18 protein-coding genes and 1 pseudogene are annotated in these 26,235 nt (G+C 35.2%); 2 read left to right on the plus strand and 17 right to left on the minus strand.

What is annotated here, in order from left to right; all coding sequences use genetic code 11:
- Positions 1-12: 12 nt before the first annotated feature.
- From B176_RS0111025 to B176_RS0111070, 10 genes are all read right to left on the minus strand, one after another.
- A complete protein-coding gene (locus tag B176_RS0111025) occupies positions 13-951 on the minus strand; it encodes a DUF5017 domain-containing protein (protein WP_017258870.1) in 939 nt (312 codons plus the stop codon).
- A gap of 28 nt (positions 952-979) precedes the next feature.
- On the minus strand, positions 980-2,812 hold the full coding sequence (locus B176_RS0111030) for a RagB/SusD family nutrient uptake outer membrane protein (protein ID WP_017258871.1): 1,833 nt from the start codon (positions 2,810-2,812) through the stop codon (positions 980-982).
- A gap of 27 nt (positions 2,813-2,839) precedes the next feature.
- Positions 2,840-6,280 (minus strand): TonB-dependent receptor, encoded by a 3,441-nt coding sequence (locus B176_RS0111035; RefSeq protein WP_017258872.1) that lies wholly within the window; start codon positions 6,278-6,280, stop codon positions 2,840-2,842.
- A gap of 125 nt (positions 6,281-6,405) precedes the next feature.
- Positions 6,406-7,539, minus strand: a complete 1,134-nt coding sequence (locus B176_RS0111040; protein WP_017258873.1) for a FecR family protein — start codon at positions 7,537-7,539, stop codon at positions 6,406-6,408.
- 679 nt (positions 7,540-8,218) lie between these two features.
- Entirely contained in the window at positions 8,219-9,217 is a 999-nt protein-coding gene (locus B176_RS0111050; protein ID WP_017258875.1) for a PDDEXK nuclease domain-containing protein, read from the minus strand.
- Positions 9,217-9,627 carry a site-specific integrase gene (locus B176_RS21415; RefSeq protein ID WP_237739821.1) on the minus strand — a complete coding sequence of 137 codons (411 nt, stop codon included), beginning with the start codon at positions 9,625-9,627 and terminating at the stop codon, positions 9,217-9,219. Before B176_RS21415 ends, B176_RS0111050 begins: the two co-directional genes overlap by 1 nt.
- On the minus strand, positions 9,588-10,469 hold the full coding sequence (locus tag B176_RS19445; RefSeq protein WP_237739822.1) for a site-specific integrase: 882 nt from the start codon (positions 10,467-10,469) through the stop codon (positions 9,588-9,590). Before B176_RS19445 ends, B176_RS21415 begins: the two co-directional genes overlap by 40 nt.
- Before the next feature lie 507 nt (positions 10,470-10,976).
- Positions 10,977-11,750 (minus strand): nucleotidyl transferase AbiEii/AbiGii toxin family protein, encoded by a 774-nt coding sequence (locus tag B176_RS19450; protein WP_154647950.1) that lies wholly within the window; start codon positions 11,748-11,750, stop codon positions 10,977-10,979.
- Positions 11,743-12,765 (minus strand): type IV toxin-antitoxin system AbiEi family antitoxin, encoded by a 1,023-nt coding sequence (locus B176_RS20275; RefSeq protein WP_017258877.1) that lies wholly within the window; start codon positions 12,763-12,765, stop codon positions 11,743-11,745. The genes B176_RS19450 and B176_RS20275 overlap by 8 nt, the downstream gene beginning before the upstream one ends.
- Positions 12,766-12,969: 204 nt before the next feature.
- Positions 12,970-13,947, minus strand: coding sequence for a DUF5712 family protein (locus B176_RS0111070; RefSeq protein WP_017258878.1), 978 nt, complete (start codon positions 13,945-13,947; stop codon positions 12,970-12,972).
- Here B176_RS0111070 and B176_RS20635 point away from each other — a divergent pair.
- Positions 13,883-14,026, plus strand: a pseudogene (locus B176_RS20635) (site-specific integrase); the annotation flags it as partial. The gene B176_RS0111070 and the pseudogene B176_RS20635 sit on opposite strands and share 65 nt — an antisense overlap.
- 847 nt (positions 14,027-14,873) lie before the next feature.
- Here the strand turns inward: B176_RS20635 and B176_RS0111080 are convergent.
- The 7 genes from B176_RS0111080 to B176_RS0111110 all read right to left on the minus strand — a co-directional run bounded on the left by B176_RS0111080 (position 14,874) and on the right by B176_RS0111110 (position 24,875).
- Positions 14,874-17,498 carry a GAP1-N1 domain-containing protein gene (locus B176_RS0111080; RefSeq protein ID WP_154647951.1) on the minus strand — a complete coding sequence of 875 codons (2,625 nt, stop codon included), beginning with the start codon at positions 17,496-17,498 and terminating at the stop codon, positions 14,874-14,876.
- Positions 17,499-17,506: 8 nt separating this feature from the next.
- Positions 17,507-18,352, minus strand: coding sequence for a TRAFAC clade GTPase domain-containing protein (locus tag B176_RS0111085; protein WP_017258881.1), 846 nt, complete (start codon positions 18,350-18,352; stop codon positions 17,507-17,509).
- Complete coding sequence (locus B176_RS20280) at positions 18,352-19,356, minus strand: TRAFAC clade GTPase domain-containing protein (RefSeq protein WP_017258882.1); 1,005 nt, start codon at positions 19,354-19,356, stop codon at positions 18,352-18,354. Before B176_RS20280 ends, B176_RS0111085 begins: the two co-directional genes overlap by 1 nt.
- Entirely contained in the window at positions 19,353-20,375 is a 1,023-nt protein-coding gene (locus B176_RS0111095) for a GTPase-associated system all-helical protein GASH (protein WP_017258883.1), read from the minus strand. Before B176_RS0111095 ends, B176_RS20280 begins: the two co-directional genes overlap by 4 nt.
- Before the next feature lie 4 nt (positions 20,376-20,379).
- Positions 20,380-21,702, minus strand: a complete 1,323-nt coding sequence (locus B176_RS0111100; RefSeq protein ID WP_017258884.1) for a metallophosphoesterase — start codon at positions 21,700-21,702, stop codon at positions 20,380-20,382.
- 304 nt (positions 21,703-22,006) lie between these two features.
- Positions 22,007-22,957 (minus strand): HNH endonuclease family protein, encoded by a 951-nt coding sequence (locus B176_RS0111105; protein WP_017258885.1) that lies wholly within the window; start codon positions 22,955-22,957, stop codon positions 22,007-22,009.
- Positions 22,950-24,875, minus strand: coding sequence for an AAA family ATPase (locus tag B176_RS0111110; RefSeq protein ID WP_017258886.1), 1,926 nt, complete (start codon positions 24,873-24,875; stop codon positions 22,950-22,952). The genes B176_RS0111105 and B176_RS0111110 overlap by 8 nt, the downstream gene beginning before the upstream one ends.
- Positions 24,876-25,388: 513 nt before the next feature.
- On the opposite strand from B176_RS0111110, the gene B176_RS21280 reads away from it, so the two are divergent.
- Entirely contained in the window at positions 25,389-25,679 is a 291-nt protein-coding gene (locus B176_RS21280) for a hypothetical protein (protein WP_237739823.1), read from the plus strand.
- Positions 25,680-26,235: the final 556 nt, after the last annotated feature.

The following is a 26,235-nucleotide window of genomic DNA, read 5'->3' on the forward strand; positions in this document are numbered from 1 at the left end:
TTAATAATATTACTAATTAACCAAAATGGTTATTTCTTTAACGGTTTCTTTTAGATTTTTAGAATTTGCATTTGCAGCTACAAAGCTTACATTGTAAGTCCCCGGTGTTTCAAATGCATACTGGAAATCATTTACCGGCGAAGCCGTATCTTTAATTGTAAGACCTGTATCTGGAGCTATTCTATTGATATAAAGTGGTTTTGTAACCACCCAATCTTCGGTTGCTACCCAACCAGAGCCACGTCCAGTAATGGTAAGTTCGGCAGGTGCAATAACCCAGTTAAGACTAGGATTAGTAATACTGGTGGCAACCCAACCTGCTGTTCCAATATTTGCAAGGTCAAAAATCCTCGAAGGAGTAGTGTTATTTATATTGAAACTTTTAATTACCCATGTCCCCTGCCCGGCAGATGCCGCTACATTATATCTGAATGCTATAAAAATGGGTTTATTACTCTCTGTTGATGAAACATACTGGTTTAAATCTACTATACCAGAAGGCACAACATTAGCACCAGTAGACAAATTTATATTCGCTGTTATATCTGTCCATGTAGCGGACTTTAATGCTACGGCAGAGTTAACTCCGGTGAAATCAGTTGAAACCCAAACTGTAAATCCGTTTGCTTGAGTAGTTTTTACTGCATTAGTAGTAGAAAACTCCAAAGTTGTTTTCCCGTCTTCTATGCTTGCTCTTTTACGGTATTTAAATTCCTTATTAGGTTCTCCTGAATAAAATGTAATAAGGTTTGGGTGTCCAGAAAATTTAAAATTGATACTATCGCCTACATTTACTGTAGTTGCAGATGCCTCTATAGCAAAAGAAGGCTCACTTACTTCTGTATCTCTACATGCACAAATCATAGAGATAGCAACAAATAGTATGAATATAAATGACTTACGTTGTAAAATCATAATTAATGCTTTTGAAATAAAACTAACTTTTTTCATATATCACTCAAATTTATTTAATCTAATACTACCATCCTGGATTTTGGGTTGCCAGTTTATTTAACGATAATTCGCTTGCCGGAATAGGAAAAAGCTGATGTCTCTGATCTATATTATCTCCGGCCCGGGATAAAAACTTAAAAGAAGCTGGGTATATGGTTGGGCTACTTATTGTTATTTCGTTAGCAACTTCTTTTATACGCGTAATAAAAATACCCCAGCGTTTAAGATCATGATTACGTAATACTTCATAACATAATTCGCGACTTCGTTCTTCTTTTATAGCCTCTATAAATGTAGTGTATGATGCAGTTTTTGCCGATGATAAATTGGGAGAAACAGCGGTTATAGTAGCCGTTGCAAGCGCATTACTTCCTGTTCCGCCAGTTGGAACTGTAATAGTTATAGTGGGTGCTGATGTATAAAATTTTCCTCCACTCGTAATATTAATAGCAGAAATTTTATCACCTGTTAAAACTGCTACTGCAGCTGCTCCAGTGCCTCCACCGCCAGATATGGTAATTACAGGCATATTACCAGCACTATAGTTAACGCCTTGGTTGGTAACTGTAATTCTGTTTAGGGTATCTCCAAAAAGAAATGTTCCGTAACCTCTTTTTCTTACTAAATTAACAGTATCAACCATTAAAGGGTCCGCTGCCTTTTTCATTTCTGTAATTGCTTCTGCTCTCATTAAAAGAATATCTGAATAGCGCAACATTGGAATATTTGTAGGACCGAAGTTTTTAGATTTTGGAGACGGTTCGTATTCACGACGCCATTTTCCGGGGAAACGATTGTACAATGTGGTTACCGCAGCTTTTACACTACCATTGTAACGGAAAGGAGATATGCACCAGTCGCGTCTATAATCTGTAGCATCATATAAATTGTAAAGTTTCGCAGTTGCATAAAAAGCACCGTAACCATAACCCGGGTTTTGAAGGTCTGTAGAAATAATCTGACCAAAAGTACTCAGCCATGAACCTTCTTGGTATGCACCGGTATTATTGTTGTTCCCATACGCTTCTATTTCCCAAATACATTCTTTAATATCATAAATATCAGCTGTATGATTAATAAATATTTGGCGATAATCATTATTTAATGCATGTTCTCCACTATTAATCACCTTGCTGGTCCATTTAGCAGCTTCAGCATATCTGCTTTCATCTTTTAGCGGAAATCCTGCCATAGTTAGATTCACACGAGCTAATATACCCTGTACAGCTGTTTTAGAAATACGACCACTAAATCCTAATGTTGAAATTTTAGCAACTAATGACTCGGCTGCTGTCATATCTTTTATAATCTGATCATAAACTGCTCCTACAGATGACCTTGCCATATTTACATTTACAGCTGAGGATTTTGAAGGGATTAATCTAAGCGGTACACCACCCCAGTTATCAACCAAGACAAAATAATAGTATCCTCTAAGAAATAATGCTTCTCCTCTATATTGTTCTCTTAATATTTCATCCATTTGAGGTTTATCAATATTTGCAAGTAAAGTATTAGCTCTATTTATACCCAGATAGCATGCATCCCACAAACCAGATACTGCGGCATCAGAAGCGGAATAATTATACACCATCGTTCCAGTTAGTCCGGTTCCGGAAGTAGCAGATCTTAAGACTTCATCATTTGCATTGGTAAGACTCCCAATAAGATTTAGATGGTACATTGCCTCTGTTCCTAAAGGAGCGTATACTCCTGTAAGCGCCGATTTTATATGTTCTTCCTTTGTATAATATTCCTCAGGATCTAGAAAATCTTTAGGAGTGGTTTCTAAAATATCTTTGCAGGAACCCATAATAAAAAGGATTAATACTGCTAATGTTTTACTAATATGTTTCATTTCTTATATATTAAACGACAGACCTATTTATAATGTAACATTTAAGCCAAAAGTAAATGTTAAGGCTCTTGGAAAAGGAGAATAATCAAATCCTGTTGTTAATGCTGAGTTCTTGGTAGAAACCTCGGGATCTTGACCGGAATAATTTGTCCAGGTATAAATATTTTGCGCCGATGAATAAACCCTAAGTGCACTTATTTTAAGAGATTTTGCATACTTAACAGGTAAATTATAACCTAATGACACAGTTTTCAAACGAAGGTAAGAGCCGTCTTCCACTACACGGGAAGAATAAGCGTAAGGTCCTTGTCCACCTACCCGGAAATTTTTACTTTCCTGATTAGTTTCGCTCCAACGATCTATATAAGACGCGTATTGATTTTGATGCGATCTTGCCACGCTGGAACCTTCAAAAAAGAGTCTATTAGCATTAAAAACATCATTTCCATAAGACCATTGGAAGAAAACATTCAGATCGAACTGTTTGTATTCGAAGTTATTACTAAAACCACCAGTATGAATTGGGTAAGGATTCCCAATCATGGTATAATCATCACTATTTAAAATACCATCGCCATTTAAATCTTTATATTTCACGTCTCCGGGTCGGATACTAGCCCTGGTACCTCCATTTGTTGCCACTTCGTCTTTAAGTGAGGGTGTTCCATTAGGAAGGTAGTTAAAATCAGATTTTTGATAAACACCCTCCCAAACGAAGCCATAGAAACGACCGATTGGATCTCCTTTTTTGGCAATGTATAAGGGCATTTTAAAACCACTATCCCATCCAACTGAGGTCGTTATTGCCTCCTGATTTTCTGTAAGATCAATAACTTTATTTTTATTAAATGATATATTAAAATTAGAACTCCATTTAAAATCTTTCTTTTGAATATTAACAGTTGTTAAACTAAATTCCCATCCACGATTTTGTACTTCGCCAATATTTTTAAAGGTACTTAATATCCCTACGCTACCCGGAAGACCTGAATTCAATAATAAATCGTAAGTTTTTTTAATATAAAAATCTGTAGTAAACTGGATCCTTCCTTTAAAAAGATCCAAATCCAATCCGGCATCAAACTGTCCTGTACTCTCCCATTTCAAATCATTATTAGATAAAGCCGTAAGAACGCTACCTGGGGTTACTCCATTATTAAAAGCATAAGCCGCATTTGTGGGCATGGCCTGTATAGCTCGGAACGCATAATCTGTAACCCTGTTATTGCCGGTTACTCCATATCCTGCTCTTAGTTTTGCATCGTAAACAAATGGTAAGCTTTTCATAAAATCTTCACCACTAAAACGCCATGCTAGTGACCCTGAAGGGAAATAACTCCATTGGTTACCTAGAGCAAAACGGGAAGAACCATCAGTACGGAAACTGGCAGTAGCATAATATTTAGATTTATAGTTATACATTGCTCTTCCTAAAAAAGATGCCTGCTTACTTTCTGTTAGAGATGATTGAAGAGCGCTAAGTACTCCCTCGTCTAATCCATAAACACCCAGTTCCTCATTAGGCACACTAAATGCTGTTGCTCCAAATATGTTCCCACTTCTTTTTTGATAGGTAAAACCTCCTACTAAATTTAAGCGATGCACTTTATTAAAAACTTTTGAATAGGTTAAAGTATTCTCATTTAAAAAATTATCTGTTTGCACAGTTGAAATTGAGCCATAGGGACCTCCTTTAGAGCTTGCACTAAATAAACTGCCTTGATATGTATTTGAATTATAAAATACATCTCTACGGCTGGCGGATTTGTTTACTCCACCAGTGATTCGGAGTTTTAAGTTTTTAGTGATCATATACTCTGCAAAGAGATTAGCAAAAAAGGTATTTGTCACCAATTTATTCGATGTATTTATAGCAGTTTTCTTAGGATTTGTACGGTAATCACTAGTTTCCTCTATACTTGGATCAATTAATTCTTCCAATAAATCCTCGTCGCTTACATTACCAGATACTGGCCTATAAGCCCATATACTAGACATGATACTTAATGAACTGGTGTTTCCGAAACTGCTACTGGCTAACACACCATAACTATCTGTTCCGCTATAATTTAAGTTTACCCCTACTTTCAATTTGTTATTGATAGCCTGATCCAAAACCACTCTTCCTTGGTAACGATTAAAACCAGTATTCAGAATAATACCATCTTGGTTAAGTATGGATCCTGAAATAGAATATTTTGTTTTGCTTGTTCCACCGTTAATACTTATATAATTATTTTGCATAGGGGCCGACTTAAAAACTTCATCCTGCCAATTTATACCAGGCGAAAGTTTATATCTATCATCATCAACTACAGGACCATAGATACTAATAGCACCTGCACTATTCACCTCTCGCTGTAATTTCACAAAGTCATAAGCCTCCATCAACTTTATTTCCTTAATTACTTTTTGCACACCATAGTAGCCATTATAGTTAATTACTGGCTCACCAACTTTCCCTCTTTTAGTAGTAATTATGATTACACCATTGGCCCCTCTTGCTCCATAAATTGCCGTTGCCGAAGCGTCTTTCAAAATTTCTATAGACTCAATATCCGCAGGGTTTAAAGTATTGTTGTCAACATCCTCTAAAGGGAAACCATCTATTACATATAAAGGAGAGTTGTCTTGGGTAATAGAGTTATTTCCTCTAATAACGATACTACTTGCTGAACCGGGCTGACCATCTGGAGAGCTCACTTCTACCCCGGCAACTCGACCAGCAAGAGCTTCTTCAAAAGACCTTACCGGAGCTTTCTCTAAGTCTTTCATAACCACTGTTCCTACAGCACCTGTTAAATCTCTTTTGGTTGTAGTTCCATATCCGATAACCACGATTTCATCCAATCCGGTTAATTTCTCTTTAAGAACAACATTGATGTTTTTTAGGTCATTCACTGCAATTTCCTGTGTTTCAAATCCCATATAGGTAAACTCTAAATTTGCATCCTGGCCAGATACAGAAATAGAATAATTGCCTTTGGCATCCGAAACAGCAGTAGAGGTACCGTTTTTCTGCTTTATAATCACTCCGGGTAAAGGAATATTTTTAACATCTATAATGATTCCTTTTACTATGAAAGAACTTTTACTAGCACTGCCCCCTCCTACAGATACTTTTTTTTCTAATACAATAACTTTGTCTCTTCTAATTTGGTAACTAATGTTCTTATTTTTAAGCAAATAATTAAGAACCTCATTTAAGGGAGCATTATTAAAATTAACTGATACTTTTTCTTTGTCATTTAAAACCAGATTGGTATAGAAAACAATTAATCCTGTTTCTTTTTTAATCTGTTGAAAAGCCTGCTGAAGTGTGATATTTGTTCCTTTTACACTTAGTTTTTGCAAAACTGGCTTTTCTTGTGAAAAAGCTGCTTCATTAAATAGCATAAAAAAAACAATTCCTATCAGGGTAGAAAAAAAGTAAAAATAGTTACGGCCTGTAAAACTTAATTTTGGCATATTTATATCTAATTGGTTAAGCTAACTACACAAATAAACACCAATTGGGTGAAGGCTAGGTGTGAATTTTCTGAATTAATTCAGGATTGGAAAAGGAAAGGTTTTAATTCTGGAATAGGAACATTCTATTTAATATGCAAAATATTTCCAGAATAACTATATTCTATTTTTGCAGATGTTTTCAGGTCTTTTAAAAAGTCAGATAGTTGCCCCTTTTCTAAAATTCCGGTAATTTGATAATCTTTTAATTCGGGATTGTCGAAAACGACATCTACATCAAACCATCTAGATATTACTTCTTTAAGGCTGCCAAGAGGAGTGTTCTGTAAATAATAAATACCATCTATCCAGGAAAGTACGTTTTCCTGATTAAATTCCTGAAGAACGAATCCTTTATCAGGATTAAACTGCGCTTCATATCCGGATATTAATGAGATTGTTTTACCTTTCTGACTACTCAAATTCACTTTACCCTTCACTAAGGATGTTATAATAAGATTTGGATTATAAGTATTTACATTAAAGCATGTACCTACAACGCGTATACTTATTTGCTTTGTACGCACAATAAAAGGATGGGCTGCATTTTTTGCAACTTCAAAATATGCCTCACCTTCTACAGTTACTTCACGCGTAGTTCCTTTAAACTTAAAAGGAAACGTTAATGTAGATTGCGAATTTAGCCAAACCCGAGTGCCATCCGACAATACAATTTTATAATCTTTCTTTGCTGGCACAGTGAGCACATTCATGGCCGAGGAAACTTCTCCTTCTGTTCCTTCAAGAGTACTCTTTTTTGTTAAAATCCTAAATTTGCCAATAGCAATAGTATCACTAGAAGTATCATTTAACAATTCTACAGATGTTCCATTGCTTAACTTTAGGCTTACAGTTACGGATTTATCATGAGTAACCTGATTTTTATTTCCAGGTATTATATTTTGTTTAGGGTGCCATAATACGGTTAACACGACTACACTAGTTATTGTAGCTGCGATTAGCCATGGCGTTAAATTTGAAAGACGTTGATTTCGCTTCAACTTAAGTTTTAGTTCCTCAAGTGCAACATCTTCATCTGTCTCTTTCAGAAAATCTTTAATATGGCTGTTATTACTTTCTTCCTCTAATGCATGGACAATTTTTCGGGCATTGGCATCTAACTCTAAAAGTTCTTGAAAACCTAATTCATCTTCTTCTGTAAACATCCCCGAAAGACGTTCTATGTATAATTGACGAATTTTATCGTATTTAGAAATCATGCCACTCTAAAAGTACCTTCTTCTCAAAAGATCACTAATTAAACAATTTATTGTAATAAAACGAAGAAACCAATTTGGCATTAACAAAATATCAATTATTTATTACTGACTATCATTTTGGATGTAATTAAGACCATAGAATTAATTACATTCAATAATGAATTCATTAAAGTATAGATTTCTTTTTCACTTAATAGACGAAAATTCTTTTCCTCAATACAACCTATCAAAGATAAGTTTATTTAAATCTTTAAATAAACCTTACGTAAATAAAATGCTATAAGGAACGAATGCTCATTTTCAATTTCATTTTGTGGCTCTTACTGTCCGATAATACTAGGGAAATCCTGAAAAGATATTATTAGATTTGATCAATTAGTATTACAAGTTTTTGAAAATTCAATTTACACTCTTTAATAAAGCTGTAGACAGGCATTGAATTACCCAAACTTTGCTGTAACCCCTCTTTTGTGTTAGAATATAATTTATCAGCCTTAAGACCTAATACTGGAATATTAGAATGAATACATTTTTCATATAGATCCTTTAAGAACAACGGTCTTTCCAAAACCAGCTCTAATATAACACAAAACCTGAAATCTATTTTAGTTGACTTAAAGTGCCATAAAAAATAATCGAGTTAATTATAACGCTTATAAACAAGAGTGTCTTATGGACTTTATAATAATTGCCTCTTCAAATCTTCCTTGCTCGGTAAATACAACTTATATTCCCTCGCAAAAATCTGTTCATTATTTTCCGGCAGTGTAAACTCCACAACAGTTTTGCTTTCCTGTTTGCAAAGAATGATGCCAATAGTCGGGTTTTCATCTGGAGATTTAATTTTACGGTCATGGTAGTTCACATACATCTGCATCTGACCAATATCCTGATGGGTCAATTTGCCGATTTTCAAATCTATCAGAACGAAACATTTTAATAAACGATTGTAAAAGGAAAGGTCAATGTAAAAATGGTCACCATCTAAAGTTATTCTTTTCTGTCTGCTCTCAAATAAAAAGCCTTTGCCCAATTCAAGCATAAACTGTTCAAGTTTATCAATGATGGCTTTTTCCAAATCGCTTTCAGAATAATGGTAATCTTCTTTTAAATTCAAAAATTCTAAAACAAATGGAGATTTCAAGGTATCTATAGGGCTTTCTGAAATTCTACCTTTCTGTGAACTTGCAATAATTTCATTGTGGTCTTTACTTAATGCTAACCCCTCATACAAAGAAGAATTGTATTGTCTTTTGAGTTCTCTTACCGACCAATTATTTTGATCACTTTCAGCTTCGTAGAAATATCGTTCCGCTTTATCCTTAATTTTTAGAAGTTGAACATAGTGAGACCAGCTTAACTTGAAAGGGAGTTCAGAAATCCGAGACACCGTCTCGGAATTTCCGTATTCAATATAAAACAGCCTCATCGATTCCAAGTTATCTACTGAATAACCTCGTCCAAATTCGTTTGTTAAGCTAGTGCTCAACAATTTTAGGGTTTGCTTAGCGTAAGTGGCTCGTTCTGCGCCATCCTGTTCATCCTCAACAATCATTTTTCCGATATGGTAATAGGTAAACACCATGGCAGTATTTACTTGCCTCGCAATAGACCTTCTCGATTCTTCAATAAGACCCCTTACAGCATTGAATAATTTATCCGTTTTTAACGCTTTCATTATAACGCCCTCCTTAAAATCTCGTGTTTATCATTTTCCAGTTTGCTCTTAAGTACATCCATATCGAAGCTTACTTTGTGTTCTACCACCTTTGCGTAGATCTGGGTAGTTCTTATAGAGGTATGCCCAAGCATTTTACTTACGGTTTCGATAGGTACGCCATTGGAAAGCGTAACCGAGGTTGCGAAAGTATGACGAGCCAAGTGAAAAGTTAAATTTTTGTGGATACCACATATATCGCCAATCTCTTTTAGGTAGCTGTTGAGCTTTTGGTTAGAAATTCCAGGAAAGAGTGTTCCCTGGGCGACGGACCGTGGGTGGTTTTTGTATTGTTCTACGATAGCTAACGCTTTAGGAAGTAAAGGAACGTTTACGGCTGTATCGGTTTTTCGCGAAGCGTTTTTATCCATTTGTTTCCATCGATACCTTTTATCACGTTATGCGGAGTGAGTTGCATTACGTCAATGTAAGCCATTCCTGTATAGCAACTGAAAACAAAAACATCTCTGGCAAACTGAATTCGTGGAATTTTGATTTCTTTATCCTCAATAGCGAACAGCTCCTCTTTTGTTAGAAAACCCCGCTCTACTTTGTTGAATTTCAATTTGAACATCACAAAAGGGTCTTTATCCAGCCATTCCATTTTTACGCCGAGTCTTATCACTTTCCGGAATCTCTCCAGATGTTTCATTACCCCATTATTAGTCATTCCTTTTTGATGATCTACGGGCTGGTGTTTTCTTAAAAAATATTCAAAAAGCGTAATGAACTCATAATTCAATTCTGTAAGATATAAGTCTTCTTTTTTGAACTGCTTGGCAACAAACTCTTTGAGGTACTTTTCGGTGGTATAATAGTTCTTCATTGTACCAATCGCCAACACTTCTATCATGTGCAAGTTATGGTAGTCCATCAGACTGTTCAGGGTGTGTTTCTGTTCTTCTACTCCCAAGAACCTGTTCTTTACTGCATCAGCATTTACAAATTCGCTCTCCAATACAAATTCTTGATAGGAAGATGTTAGCTTACTTCGAATTTCTTCCAAATAACTATTGAGTGCTTTTAAAGAATCGTTTTTGGGCTTTGCCATTCCCTTTGCTTCATTCCACTCTTCAACCGCAACCGACCTCTTCAGTGACATTTCGCTACGGGTTTTGTTGACTACAATTCTTACATAGATTGCAGATTTTCCTTTTCCACCACGGCTACTTCTAAGTACATAGTGGATTCCGAATGTGTTTTTCGTTCTCATTTTTTTAATTTTTAATACATGGATTGTTTTAAATTTATTTTTCAAAACAGTTCGCAGGAAAATCAAAAAAGTGATTCATATGAATACATTTCAGTTTAAAAATTATTATGTAAAATTCAGTATTACTGATAGTTAAACCGTTTTCCGTGAACAAATCTAATATTTAAAAGTGTTCACTCTATTGTTCACATGACAGGTAGATTATGATGTACTAAGATAGACTGTTAAAAAACAGAAAACCCTCTAAATTATGATATTTAGAGGGTTTTGTACTCATTTAGACTGTGTCTCAGTCGGGATGGCAGTACGCCAAACTAATTCCTTAAATTATTGATTATAAGATATATACATCAATTAAACCCAGACTAGGAAGCCTAATAGGACACTTTTATTTTATTGCCTATTAACCTAATTTGAACTCTTTAATTGTTATTTAATCTGATTTTCAATGAACATTTATGCTAAAATAAATAATCTATTACTGAATTACAAGCAAATTTAATTGAGCTATAAATTATCTTTCATTCCATCCAGCATTGCTTGCCACCAAGCTGTTGGACGTTTCGCCAATATTTGCTCAATACGTTGACTTAACTGTTCGGAACCTTCTAATAATTGTTTTATTTTTCTTCCGATTACCCTACTACATACCAATTGCAAATAATCGCTTTGATCGCTGTTATATGAATCCATAATATCGAAATGCTCGTCGTAGATGTTGCCTGAATATAAGTCGAAATATACGTTTATGATATGCTCAATGTCGGAAATATCTTTTGTTCGTTGTGGTCTGTCGCTATTAGCAAGTAACTTTAGCAGTATTATTCCTTCCATAGTGCACACTTTGACGGTAAAGTTGCTTTCTACTTTAATGTCATTGACAAAAGGATAAATCTCCTTAAAACCTGGCATGTTCAAAATGAAGGTTGGGTCTTTCAGATTAACTGTTCTATTGATGCTTTCTATTGCGCCAAAAGGAAGTAAATCGAGCTCAATTGCACTTTTGTAATAAAGCTTTATGGCTTCCGTAGGATCAGCAGTGAAATTTCCTGTGGAGATCAACGCTTTTTTTAATTCGTTGTACTGACCTGCATCATTAATTGTTATGGCAATATCAATATCCTCAGTTTTTCTTAACGCCTCAGCTTCTATATCTGCCGACAAGTGAATATCCCTAGCTACAGCACCCACCAAATAATAATCTATTCCAAAGTCTTTAAAAACAGCCTCCATGTTCTTTAGCATTTCAACAAAAACTGGACTTAATAATAACTTATTCAAGGTGCTGTGTTTTAATTCGATCGGCGGTTTCTTGGTTACGGCTATCAAAACTAGTGATTAAATCGGCGTAAGCCAACAACGGAGGTACAACTCCTATATCTATACCTTCACTCTTCCAAAATTGTGTTAAGATTTCTACATTGCCATCGATATCCGGCACAAGTTTTAAACTCTTCATCAATTTAGCTCTATTTTCAAGTGTGTAAATCGTGAACTTTTCCGGTTGTAGAAATTTGGTTAATAATGCACCAGCGTTTTCTCCGCCCCAATTAAAATCTTCTTTTGGTATAGCTTTCCAGGCTTTTACTGTTTCTTTATCCAAAAACCGAAAATTCCCAACTAGTTGTTTAGGACGCAAATTTGATTTATAGGCTTCTGCCCATCTTTCTATCAAACGGTTTTGATTCTCAATAAAGTAATTTTTATCCTCATTAGTATTTCCAATTTTCAAAAAACCTTCAACAGTCAGCTCTTTCAAAAGTCCGCCAATATTCCCTAAAGCAATTCCTGCTTCATCAGCAATCATCCGGTAAGATTTATTTAATAAATCTGGGAATCTTAAAATTGCAAATGTAAATTTCAATCCTGCTGGTTTCCATAATTTTCCTTCAGTAGAAATTCGACTTTCGGTAACCTGCTGGTCGTTGATGTAGATGAAAATTTTTGGTGTGCTAATGAAACAATTGCCGGCAACTTCTAAATAATTTACATTCTTTTTTTTTAGCTCCTGTTTGATTGGCATAGGAATGTATTGACTAATCAATAAACTCGGCATGCTGACTTTTTTATCACGCTTTAAAGAAAGAGGAAGATTGTGTGCTCTCAACTCATTCCTAATCTGAATACTAAAAGTCTCTGTGTGGTTTTTGAACTCGATTTCAAGTGATTCTTCAGAACTATTCCCTACAGTTTTATTCTTAATTTTTGCATCTGTTATCTGAGATAGCTTTTCAATAGCTTTTTGTAAAGTTTCCTGCTCTTTCATGTTCACAATTCTACAATGTTCATGATTCATGAACATTCAAATTTAATGAACAATATTTATATTTGCAAGAGTTAATATCGTCATAGGTGTGCGAATGTCTTTTTAGGAAATACTGAACGGAGGTACGAAGTGAAGTTTTTCCTGTTCGCAGGCAAAAGCGGGCGAAAGAATGAATGCAGCTTGCGGAACGAATGAAAGAACCTGCTTTTGCAGATGGGTTTTTTCTCTCACGGTTTACGATTTATGAGACCGATATTTCTTTTTCTTCTTACCCTTATAAAATTCCTTCTGTTCCACTTCCGGTTCTACCCTCAATAAACTTTCCAGTAAACCTTCGTTTGGATTGCTTTTGAAAAAGCCGTTCATAAAGCTTAAACTCTTTTCCATCGAGATTTGTTTCGCTAGTTGGAAAGCTATTGGTTTCGCATGTGGATTAATTTCAACGCCTTTTTCCAAAACGTCGAGTTTTTCCTTTTGTTCCAAATTGCCGTTCTTCTGAATGATAGCATAACTCGCTGTTTCTTTAAACGCTCGTTTAAAATCAAACACTTTATCAAACAGCTCCTCGCCACATTGTTTAAAAGCAACCCGATTAAACTGCCCCAATTTTTGAGAATGACTTTCGTTTTTACCTCTGGAATTATTCAGTGGACTAAGTTTGATTCTATCCGTGATATCCTTACGGCTTACAATAATCTGAATATGCATCTGCTCGCCATCTTTCTTTTCGCCACGTTTACGCTCTCCGTTCTTTACCTCTTTATCTGTATGACTGAAATATCTGAAATTCTCTAATTTTCCAAACCACAGCAAATCTTCATTACTTTCAACTCCCGGACGTTTAAAGTTTTTGGCATATTCATCCATTACTCTTTCTGCGTATCTTTTCAGTTCAGCTTTTGCCTCTAGCTCTCCAAAATTTTCCAGCAGATGCCTAATTTCTTTTTGACTGGGACTGATGTTGATAAGGTAAAACTTAGTGTCGTTTTTACCGAGTTTAGAAAAGTTGTTGTCTAATGCTCTTCTCACTTCATAAGCTTCTGCGGTTTTCTGTTTTGAGCTGAACCAAACTTCTAAAGAATCTTTCAATTCCTTTCTGTTTTCTTTCTCGAGATATTGCACCAACCCACCGCTAGTTCCTTTGTTGCTCAGCAATGGCGTACCAATCGAGTCGGTAAGTAAAATGCTGGGACATACATCTATTCGCACCACTCAGGTTTATGCTAAAGTCGTGGAAAGCAAATTGAGTGAAGATATGAGGCAGTTAAAGTTGAAGATGGCTATGGGTTGAAATGCTCGGGTGTAGCCGTAATAATGGTATAAAGAATCCTCAAAAACTGTTAAATAAAATCTAGATCATCTAAAAAAGAAGATTTCTTTTTAGATTGGGATGATTATAGTTATGGCGCGACCGTAAGTTAGAGTACTAGGTCCAGCATTGATTTAGGAAACAATTTCGGATTTTTGCGGATTATGAAACGATTAATGGCCAAAGATCAAAACATCTTAGGGTTCCTTCCTAAAACGTTTACTAACTTATGTGATGAATTCTGTTCATTTTGTGATAGAGATGAAGACTATTAGCTGAAGGAAGAATTTATTGATCAATATAGTGGCACTTTTTATGAGTTGGGTGATATTGCCAATCTGTGAATTGAATCCTTTGGATGAGAATTGTAGTCTATATTATATAACTAGCGATAAGTGCCCCAAAATAATAAACGATTTGAAAAATTGTATTGGTTGCAATTGCTTATCTATGCAATTCACGTATTCAATACAAAATTTGCAATATAATTATTCAAATGAGTAATTTTAACACCTTGATATTTTAAATAGTAGCAAAACGACGAATACGTTACAAAATTAATTACATGACGATACTGATTCCATTTAAAGAAGACATTAGCGAAATATTAAAGTTTGGCATAGAGCAATCAAAATACTTAAAGGGACGATTCATAGGTAACACAAGCAATGGAAATTTTGACTTCGTCTCACCAGCGGGTAAATTCAAAGGTACATATGTTGTTAAAGGATCGCAGATTGAAATAACATTTGATAATAAGCCATTTCTAATTCCTAATTTTATAATTAAGAATTTCCTTCAAAAATATATTAAATAAGCATTAGCATTTCTAATCATTTTCAAATTTATTTAACATTTTGATTATAGGCTTTGGAAGTTTTACTTTTGAAATTCTGAGTTCTTCATTAGCCTGCCTTAAAAACTTTTTCCCTTTTTTGGTATCACTTAAAATTGAAACTGTTTCTTTTAAAATCCCACTCTTTTGCGCAATTTGGATTAACCCTAATCTTGACCAATTAGATTCAAGATACCTTTCAATCAAATCGTGTCTTAGTGTTTTGCATTTGTCCCAATCAGAAAAAACCCAGTACGCCAGTTTCTGAGCAAAATTTCTTCCTTGTCGAAATATTTCGTATGTTAATGGAAAGGAAGCTAAAATTAATTCAGTTGGATCTGCTTGACTTTTATTAAATCCATAGCCAAGTATGTAGATCGCTGCTTTGCTTTGTTTTTCAACATCTTTTGAAGCATACATTAGACTAATCCAATAACCAACGATATTTACGTTGAGTTTGCCCGGTAACTTATCAGCTAATTTCTCACTAACTAGGTCGACATGTTCAATCAAGCTGTATTTCACTTCGACACCTGATGTCATTAACAATTCAAAAATTGAAGAAAGCCTTGAAAGTGATTTATTAGAATCAAAAACTATCAATACAAGCGAGTTTGCAACGATACGATCTAGCTTACTTAGGATAGATTTTAAGGAGTTTGCATTTTCATAATCGTCAAAACACTTTACTAAAAAATCTACTAATCTTTCACTAGCAATGGAGCTGAGTGCTTTTGACGTAAATTGCGATAATATGTCTAAAATCGATTCTTCAGAAATATCCGATAAAAACAACAATTCAGCTAGTTTAACTCTATCAAAGTGTTTTTTAGAAATCAATATTTCACAAATCCCAAGGAATAACTTGCTATCCTTAGCGAGAACAATTAAAGTTTCATTATTTAAATTTTTAAATAATTCTACACATACTTTTTCTCTAGTCGAAGATTGGATTCGATTATCGAAATAGAACTTCCTTATCATTCCAGGATGGGCATAAAGAAGCTTAATTAACAGTTCATCGCTTTTTCCATCCCTGTTGTTTTCGATAATTAAATCCAGTAGAAACCAAAATGACTCATAACTTATAGCTGATTTTAAAATTAAATCATCAAATTCTCGATATTCAAATGAAGTATTCTCTGCAATTGCTTTTAAAATATGACGATGTTGCTCAGAATTTGCATTTCTTAAGAGGGTTTCAGCGACACTTTTATGTGCGAATGAAGAAATATGCGGATATAAATTATTTATAGCTCTACTAACAGATTTTTCATCTCTCAGGGATAGGCATCTTTCAATTATTGTACTTAATGAGTTAGAACTATATTCAAATCTCGTCATTACTGATTCAGCAAAATCACTGCTTGTCGCTAAAAGTAGTAATCCTAGCTTATCAGATATTTTTTTATCAAAAATAATTTTTTGGATGAAAGGTGCTTTAGCTAGACCATCACCAATTCCTGCAAAGAGCAATGCGGGAATTCGCTCAATTGATGGGCTAAAATCTGAAATGAAATTTAAGGCACTTTTAGGATCTAAGACTGTCAGAGACTTGATAGCTTGTTGTACTTCAGTCATCATTTCTCTACCCATAAGTTTGCTTTTATGTTTTAACAATAGTCCAGAGTAGAACTGCCAAGCTTCTTGGTTATCTAGGTTATTTAATGCAGTGGAAACGTTTCGCTTTATAATAGTTTCTAAGGTCTGGTATAAAACATTTGCTTGACCTGGTTGAGAATTGATAATGTCTAGAAGACCTAGTATTGCCAGTGGTGAGGAATCTCTTGTCGCACGTATGTATAGCTCCTCCCAAAGTAGACTTATCCTTAAAAGATTTTCATTTCCAGAACTTTCGAAGTTGAAAACCGCTGAAGTTTTTTCGTCAATCACGGAGGGATGATCACTTTGAAAAATGCGAGCCGCAAGATCATTTGTCCAATGATGTCTAGCAATTTTTCTGCTATCAACTGCCCCATCAATTCGTCTACCAACCCAGTCGCTAAAGCGTGTCCGCATATTATTAGTAGAAAATTGTAAATCGAATGGTCGATTTGAAATTGATCGAGGGGCTAACGAATAAGTACAGGTTGCAAAACTTCGCTTTAGAGATGGCCAAAACACCGAATATAATCGAATGACCAAAGTCTCGACCTCCTTGCAATCAAAAATAACTATAGGTTTGCGTTGTTCTAAAAACAATGCTTCGGTTAATTCACCGATTGGGGCATTCGTAACCTGTGGAATAGGTTTGATTTGTTGATGGGAATGAATCGAAGGGGGATTTAAATCTAACGATGACTCTCTTAGTGAATTAAAGGCTAAAAGTGCAAGATTTTCCGTCTCCCATTCATCTATTTTAAAAATGATGCTCTTAGTTAGAACACATCCTGCACGAGGAGCAGATAAATCCTGCCATGTTCTTGCGACAACAAAAAAATTCTCAGAGGGTACTGGGTAGAAAGTGAAATATGGATCAAAAGTCTCTCCAGGTCTTAGTTGTCCCGATATATCAGATAGCCTATCAACCATATCTTGATCAATTCTTTCCAATTGAATTGATGAAGCAGTTAATTGATGCCCGTTTTTGTATTTATGTATTTGAAAATTATAAGACATTATAAATATTAACTCAAAAGCCAACTTATTGGTTGGCACACATCATTATTGTGCTTCAAATTACCGTTATGATCTCTTTCCACCACATAGCCTGTCTGATCGATTCCTTTCTCAAGGAATGAATTCACAAATGTATCCTCCTTCAAATCTCCACCTACAATACTGCTTCCAAATAATTTAATTTCCAAACTATCTATATCGGAAAGCCTGCCTGCGAAAAGCGGGAATTCATTCATCAAATACTCCTCAGGCCCTTTTTTAGCTTCCTCAACATCCAGCAAGTCCCAAGCTGTGATGATAATTGAGACTTTGGGTTTTGGATTGCTTTTTCTATTAATGTTTTGATCGATAAACCTTAATAGTTCCATTAAGACAATTTGAGTCGGAAGTGCGTCATCTTTTTCTTTATCTCCATAACCCATTTTTAAATAATCCTGCGATGTAACCCAATTTAAGGGTGTGATGTTATTTTCAGAATGTGCTCTAATAAATAAGATAGCAGAATCAGCACTTTTTAGCGTTTTAAGCCATTTCTCTGGAATTTCCAATGTAGATACGGCCTTTGCCCATATTTCACCAAGAATATCCGGCACTACAATATCAGCTGAAAGACTTTCATCTTTTGATTTAACTGAAACATGAAATTCGCGGTTCTTCTCTTCAGGTTCTGTGCGAGGAACAAATTCTCCTTGAAGTAAATGTTCAGCAATACTTTCTACATATCTTATATCATTCGGTGTGGTAGCCGAAATAAGGTCAAAGTTTTGACTTTCTAGAGCCAGCCATAAACGGGCTAAATAATTAGATTTACCAGAATCTGGGCCACCAACTAAAATAATCGATTTTTGTTTCATTAGTTATTTTTGATGATGAATTTTAAAATATGTCTGTCATCGGGCATTGAGGGTTGAGAAGGCCAAAATTCGGAATTTGTAAATTCTGTCGTATTTAAAAGGTCTTCCACTAACTCCTTTATGCCAAAACCGGCTGGCTTACCCTCGTTATCTGAAAAAGAAGCAATTTCTCGAACAGTTATATTGAAACCTTTGGCTAATGTTTGCAAAGTAGATAAATGCTCTACAACTGATGCAGTTTTGTCAGAATGTGTGACAACAATTGTGACGTCTGGCATTTTTCCACCTAAATACTCTACAATCCGTTTTATAACAAGTGAAGCTCGGTGTACAACTTGCTGCCTTTTTTTCAACACAGAGAGTTCTTCCGCATTTAATGTTAACCAAATTCTATCGGCAGCTTTCAAAAACTCTAACCTATCTACTCTATTGGTTTCCAATAATGAAGTTGTCCATTCTCCTGGCAAATCTGTTAAAAGCAAGTCCATCGCTGTGTTATCAATCGATCTTTGTAGGCGTAGATGGAGGTATCCAGCTATCCTTTCATCTTGAAGTTTAGTGTGAGCAGTTAATTGGTCAGGAAGTTGACCTTGATTCCATCTCCTTGCACCTCTACTTATTTCTTCAAATGCCATTATTGATTTTGAGTCTAAAAATTGAAAGCCTTCAAGTTTACTGTGTGCTAGTAGCAAATAAAGACTGACTAGACTTGCGGTCTTTCCAGTTCCTGGTACTCCAAGAATGCCAATAACTTTGCAATATCGGTTACGTGTTAATTTTTGAGTATCATTAGTTGTTAATGTTAAACTTGAAGAAAATCTCTCCATCTCTTCTGGAGCAGAAAGTACAATTTTTCCTAGCTTGATTTCTTCAATCGGTAAATCGGCAATCGATTCTAAACGTTGAGGGCAAGTTAAAGCATCATTATTAAAAACACATTGCCCTGTTTGAGAGAAGGTGCAGTTCGCCTTTTTACAAATTTTCTCAAGTTCACCAGCTATCATTCCGCAAAATTATTAATATTCGTCAATGAGAATTCTACTAACAAACGGGCTGCCCACTCGTGAAGTGTTCTTTTTGTGGCAAGTCCAGGAACTTTATCCTTGCTAATTATCAATGAACTAATTGGGAAAATCTTAGGAAATGTGGTAATTTCGTTTTTAGTAAGAGCAGAAATAATTTTATCAATTTGTGCTTCTAGTTGCTCTCTAATCTCAGTACCATTCAGTTCAGTATTTAATTCGCAATTTCTGCAAGCAATGTATGTATGGGCTTTTGATGGAAAGCGCTTCAATAAATTACCAATTTCTAAACTGCTAATTACAGATGATTGAACTGGATTTAAAGTAGACAATTGTTGGTCGAGTATGTCACTCCAACCTCCTAACACCCACCATAGAACATCTATTTCTTCCCTATCTAGGTAAGCGTTAAAACGGAAAGCGTCAACAAGCTTGCCATAAGATGCTTCAGTTCCACTTACTACAGATGCAAAAGTGTTTTCGGTAAGGACAATTTGTGAACGTAGTTTTGTCTCTTTGCGTTCACGTGAGGTGAGTGAAATGTCAGTAGCTATTTTAGTTGCAACAGCAATAAGTTCTTTCCGAAGTGTTTCTAACTTTTCCTTTCCCTTCAGTGGTTGCGCAAAAGATAACGCATTCCAAAAGGCAACAGCCATAATGAAATCAGGTGTTGGCTTCTGCCCAAATGATTTAGTCTTTTCTAAATACTGCGCCGTTGCTAACAGGGTACATGTAAGCAGTTGTAGAGATTCTTCTTCAGGAACAAAGGCGGCACTGCTTTTTTTCAAAGCTGGAACGGATACAGCATTTACAAAATCATTCGGCTTGTCAGGGGTTTCTAAAGCATCCAGTAGACCATTAATGAATTCATATATGTCCGATATATTAGTTTTTTTCTTAATTACAGCTTCAATTGCATTTATAGCAGTAATTCTTTTTGAGACGTATTCATCGGTTGGGTTAGTAATGAAAATTCTAATATGTTTTGCAATATCTACCATAGTTTTAAGCTTTATTTAAGATTTCGTTAATTTTTTCGTGTATCATTTGCAGTTTTCCATCACTGACTAGTTTGTCAAAAATCATTCGCTCAAGAGAATGTGTCAATCTATCCGATTGGGTTGCTGGAATTGCATTAAGTTCGGTTAAGACAATTAATCTTTCAGAGCTTGATAAATCTCTAAAATACTTTAGCAATACTAATTGAAATTCTTTTTCTTCCAAAACACCTCCTGTTTTATTAACCACGGAGAATTCCATAGTCGACGTTTCAAATACATTTGATTTTTCGCGTTCTTCATTTAAATTCGGTTGGGAAACCACATTTAACGGTAGTTTTTTAAAGTTTGGACAATTCAAAACATAGGTTTGTACTCCATCAGAAAAATTTATTTTATCGGCAGTAAAATGTTTTTTATCGTTATCCCAACACCGCCCGTGTATCTTAATAACGAGCGAATCGGTTTCTTCCTGCCAACTTAATTCCAAAATATTGTAACTAAAATTAAATCCTGTCTCAGGCGCAGGAGGTACTGCTGCACCTGAAGCTAACATTAATAGATTGCCATTATCTTCAACGGGAAGAGATTCATGAGATGGAGTATGCTCATGTCCAGATATAAATACTCTAGCTCTTGCTTTTATATATTTACTTGCGTCATCCGAATCCTGTAACCAGTGTAATGGATGGTGTGCAATAACTATTGTCTCAAGTCCCGGTTCATTCGGAATCACTCTTTGCCTTTTTCCCAAAATCAACCCACCTTCTTCAATTTCGCTTCTAGAACAAATCAAAGCTGTGTTCATACCTAGGAATTTTAATCTTCTATCTGGTGCAATTTCAACAATTCGATGTTTGGTTAATTTACCGTCAGTGTCTAATGGACAATCATATCCTTCCGCGAATTCTCGATAGGATTCAAACTGTTTGTAAAGAAAATCTCTGTCGGCTTCTTTTTCCAAATATTTATCTAGTGCGTCGTCACCATTTGAAATAATGTCGTCAATGATATTTTGGGTTATTGGAGTTATTTTTTCTCGATCTACATCGTGATTTCCAGGAACGACTTGGACTGCTGTGAGTGGGCATCCAACAGCGGCGGTTAACCTATCAAGCCACTTACCAGCAATATCATATTCGTTATTTTTACCTGCATAAGCAATGTCTCCAGAAATAATTATACCAGTGGCTTTGTTAGTTTCAAAATTGCCAACATAGTCATGAGCGTCAGTCAATAATTGCTCCTTAACGTCATCATGAGTATAGACGTCGCCACCTTTCTCTTGACCAAAATGTATATCAGATAAATGAATGTAAATTAATGACATTGAATTATAAGTTAAATACCTAATAATCAACAATGAAAATTGATATTAAGTGGGCATTATTAAATTTAAACATAGCGAATATAAGTAATTTAGCTTCGAAAGCTAGATAAGACATTATCTAAATCAAGTTAACCTTAACAACTTCCTTTCCCTGATATTTGTCCAGTAATTCACTGGTAATTTCAGCTCCCTCATTTCTGAACTCGGATGAATTTTGTCAAAATCTTTTAATATTGCTTTGAGATATTAGCTCAAGAGCTTTACTCTTAGCGGAGCACTGTGCCCTGTTCGTTGGTCATCATAGCTACACTATTAGTCCTAATTGTTTTCCTATATCATGGTATAATTTTGCCAATGGTCTTTTGTGCAGTTCTTTTTCCGAGACATAATTACCCATAATCATCCTGTCAATTTCATTATCACTGAATTTTAAACCTTTCTTTTTATATTGTCTTAAATATTTACGGTAATTTTCTACATATTTTGACTTACTTAGAATAATCAGTTCCACTACGTGATCCCTGTGTTTATCATACAGCTCCTGAAGTTTGAACATTTTAAGATTACCGTTTATTTTTTTAGAAAAGGAAAGTGTTATGCTTTCGGGGTCAGTAAGGGTATTAAGAACATTCCCTGTTTTAAGTTCATATCGAAATATAAAGTCTGAGTGTTTTATTTCATAGGGATTGCGTACACCGAAAGCTCTAGGGTCATTCTGGTTTTTTGTATCTAACCCATTACAGACCTGACAACTAGGAATAAGATTGTAATAGGATACGCCAAGAAATGGATATTTGCTTTTTGGCATAAAGTGATCAATTTCAGGCTTTATTTTATTCTTTTTCTCGAGAGAAAAGGTGTAAGTACGGTTGCAGTAAGCGCAGGTATCCATTCCGATTCTTTCGATGAATTCGAGTTTTTTGAAGCTTTCATGGTCATAACTGCTTTTAATAAATAGGTTGTACAAAACCCTATTGGCATCAGATGTGCTGTCCAGAATATTCGGAATCCTTGTTCGCAGTTTCTTAATGATACTGCGGAACTTTTCAGGTCTAGCTGTTATAAGTTCTTTAAGGTTGGCCTCTGTCTGAAGGTTTTTTAAATACACCAATAGCACATTGTCAACCGAATACTTTACTTTATTAATGGTGACCTTTCGGGACTTAATAATATTTCTTAATCTTGCCTGCAGCTGATCGCTCAATGCCAGATAGTGCTGTTCAGCATTATTGTCAGCGTAAGATATATTAATCATTTTTAAGCCTCCTTAATTCTTCTTCGAGCTCAAAGATCCTATTTTCTTTGGAAAATTTTGAATGAAATAAATCCAGAACCTTCATACGGATGAACGGTTCACCAATAATTTCGATTATGCTTAACAGCTTGTCTTTGTCTTTCTTAAGCGCATCCTTATCCAGTTTATTTATTTCGCCAATGAGTTTGTTAATGATTCCGTGAGAAAAAGAGCCAATAGTTCCTTCTTTTAGGAAGAAGCTATTTGCCAGTAAATCATGAATGTTTCCTCCGAATGTTTTCGGACATTTCGATTTTTCTAACATATTTCCATTATCTGTGAGGAAGAGAATGTTTGAATCTGGAATATCAGTGAGCACAAATGGAGAATGGGTAAGAAAACAAATGTTTATACCCCGAATTTTCTTTAGTCCAAGATTTTTGATTCCGCTGAGAATAGTTGAGACGTACTTTCTCTGCATTTCAGGGTGAGCATATAGTTCGACCTCTTCTAAAAAAATATTTACATTTCTGTAGGCTGTTCTTTTTGAGGTATTTGAATAAACCGATTCAATATTTAGCAGGTGGTATAATAGTGAATTGGTTGAGTAGGTAAGTTGCTTTTCTCCAGAACTTAATGAACTGAAAGGGATAGTCTTTTTTCCACGAGTAGTTTTAAGGAAGATCTCAACTTCAAAAACTGGTGGAGGTACCAGGTCTATAGTTTCAATTTTTTTCTTGCGATTTTCATTTACCCCGAATATTTTTTTATCAAGATCTGTTAAATCTAGATCTTGATCTTCATATCCGAAATGTTCCTCATTTAGAAAGTTTATCGTTTGACGAAGCTTCAGTGTGATATGACTCGGTTCTTTTAGTAAATTACTAATCCATTTATCCTGTTTAGTTGAATCAAATTTTTTGCCTTTTTCGAAAAACACAAGCTCCCTCTTAAAGTATTTGATCGCTATGCGGACTGTTTTATAGATTAGGTAATCATAAACTTCTTTGTATTTTGCCTTAGGATTTTCATCATATGCGAACCCGTAAATTACCGCAAGCCTTTTTAGAAAAGTGACTTTCGCGTCTTCTGTGAAAATATCCCTGACAGCAACTTTTACATCTACCGATTCCATTTTCCCGTCTGGGCCTTTTCTTTCCTCGGTGGTACTATAGATTGGAATTCCCTCAATTCCAATCCTTTTTTTAAGCTTGATAAATTCAACCTCAGCACCGTCGGAGAGTTTCCTTATATCTTTGTTCTTATTCTGCATCGCAAGTGCTAGATTGGCAATAAGACGTGATTTTATTAAATGCTTTTCATTATCAATCGCAATGTCATTTGATTCCCTAAAGGGATTAAGTACTAAGGGTGTTTGGTATCCATCATTTTTATGAAAAACCCCGCTTAGCCAGTCGCCCTCACTCGCAAAATCTCCCGAATTATATGCATAATGAGAATAATTGACTGCAATGGTGTAGAAGAAATTACGAAGATCAAAATTCTCAACAGATTCATTGATCTTCTTCGTGTCTTTATTCTTTTTATAAAAGTTTATCACTCTTCCTTTAAGACGACATTTATAAAATTCACCGTCAGTCTCAAAATAAAGATCAAGATTCACCTTGGCAATAAAGAAGAGCCTATGGTCAGACTTCATATGCAAAAAGGCAATATTATTAATAGCCCTCATTATAAGTTCAATCAAACTGCTCTTTCCAGAACCATTTTTCCCGACAATTGCAGAAATGTTTACGGTAAGTTGCTCGGAGATTTTTTCACTAAAAAAAAAGTCTTGGACTAACTCTCGCTCAAAAGTTAGATTATCGTGGGAATCAATTTCATATTCAGTGTAAAACCTATAAAGGTTATTACTTTTTAATACCTTAAGGAAATTTGGATCACAACCCCTAAGTGGTCGGACGGCAATAATTTTCATTGGAAAGTGATAATTGAAAATTTTTAATTTTATGATTAAGAATCCGAAAAATACGTATAAAAATTCCAATATTTCTTTTTACTTGTCCGCTTTTCAGACAATTTTCGTTTATGCATATAAGTATGGGCTTTTTTGTAAGAACTGCCGGTTTGTTAGGTTCTTCCTTTTGGTTTCGTTGCTTAGGGTTAAGCTATTCACATTAGCCAGTTCCGCTTTTTTGGCTGTAATATTTTTTCCTCAATTAGTTAAAGAATGAAGACTGCAGATTTATATAGCAGGGTAAGTACAGATGAACAGGCCGACACGGGATATTCATGAAGAGAAAATCAGGAGCGCTTAATAAATATTAACGGGTTTGCAATTCATAAAGTAATATATGAAGATCATTCTGTTAAAACTTTCTTCGTCCATCCTGGATTAAGCTGCTAGTCGAACTGAGAAAGACCAAAGGAAAGCCAAGCGTTGTTTTACCAATGGGATCGTTTCAGCCGAAATGCAGGTAATGCCTATGAATTGATTAATACCTTAAGAAGTCTTGGAGTTGAACCTCAGGCTGTAGAACAACCCTTAGAACTTTCTGCACCTGAAAATAAAATCATGCTTGCTTCTTATCTGGCAGCACTGGAAGTGGGAGATGATTGGAGAACATTGAATACTTTCAATGGTATGCGAAGAGCAAAAAAAGAAAGCTGGTGGATGAGTACTGCGCCATTAGGTTATATTAATATAACTTCAGAGCACAAGGTGAAAAGTATATTAAACCTAAAAGTCGGAAGCGGAGTTAATGAAATTGGTGTTCCTTGAAATCGCTAACGGGGTTTATGCTCTAGACCAAATCAGGAAAATGGCTAATAAGAAGGGGAATCCCTGTCGTTTAATTAAAAACCCAATTTGTTGCGGTAAAATTGTCGTAACTGCATATAAAGATCTAAAATATGCAGATCGGCAACATGAACCAATAAGTCTTTTTTATGATGTACAGGATGTTCTAAGTGGCAAGAAACCTAAGAATTTAGTCGATCGATCCCGGAAAATTGGGTTTTGAGGAAATGCGATATAGAACTCTTCAGACCAATGTTTTTACTTATGCTATCCTTTTGATTAACAGTAATTAGAAGGCATAAAAAAAGGAAGTCCTGATTTTCAGAACCTTTCCCTTATGCTAGCTCGTAGGTTAATCGAACACCTTTTTATTTCTGCTACATATCAATAGTTTGCAAAGATTATTTCTTTAACTAACCAAATGGCTCATTGATATTTTGATAGTATTAACTTTATAAATTCTTGGAAAACACTGAACGGACGCACGGAGTGAAGGTTTTCCTGTGCGCAGGCAAAAGCGGGTGAAGGAAAAGTGGAG

The organism is Pedobacter arcticus A12, assembly GCF_000302595.1.
Lineage (GTDB): Bacteria > Bacteroidota > Bacteroidia > Sphingobacteriales > Sphingobacteriaceae > Pseudopedobacter > Pseudopedobacter arcticus.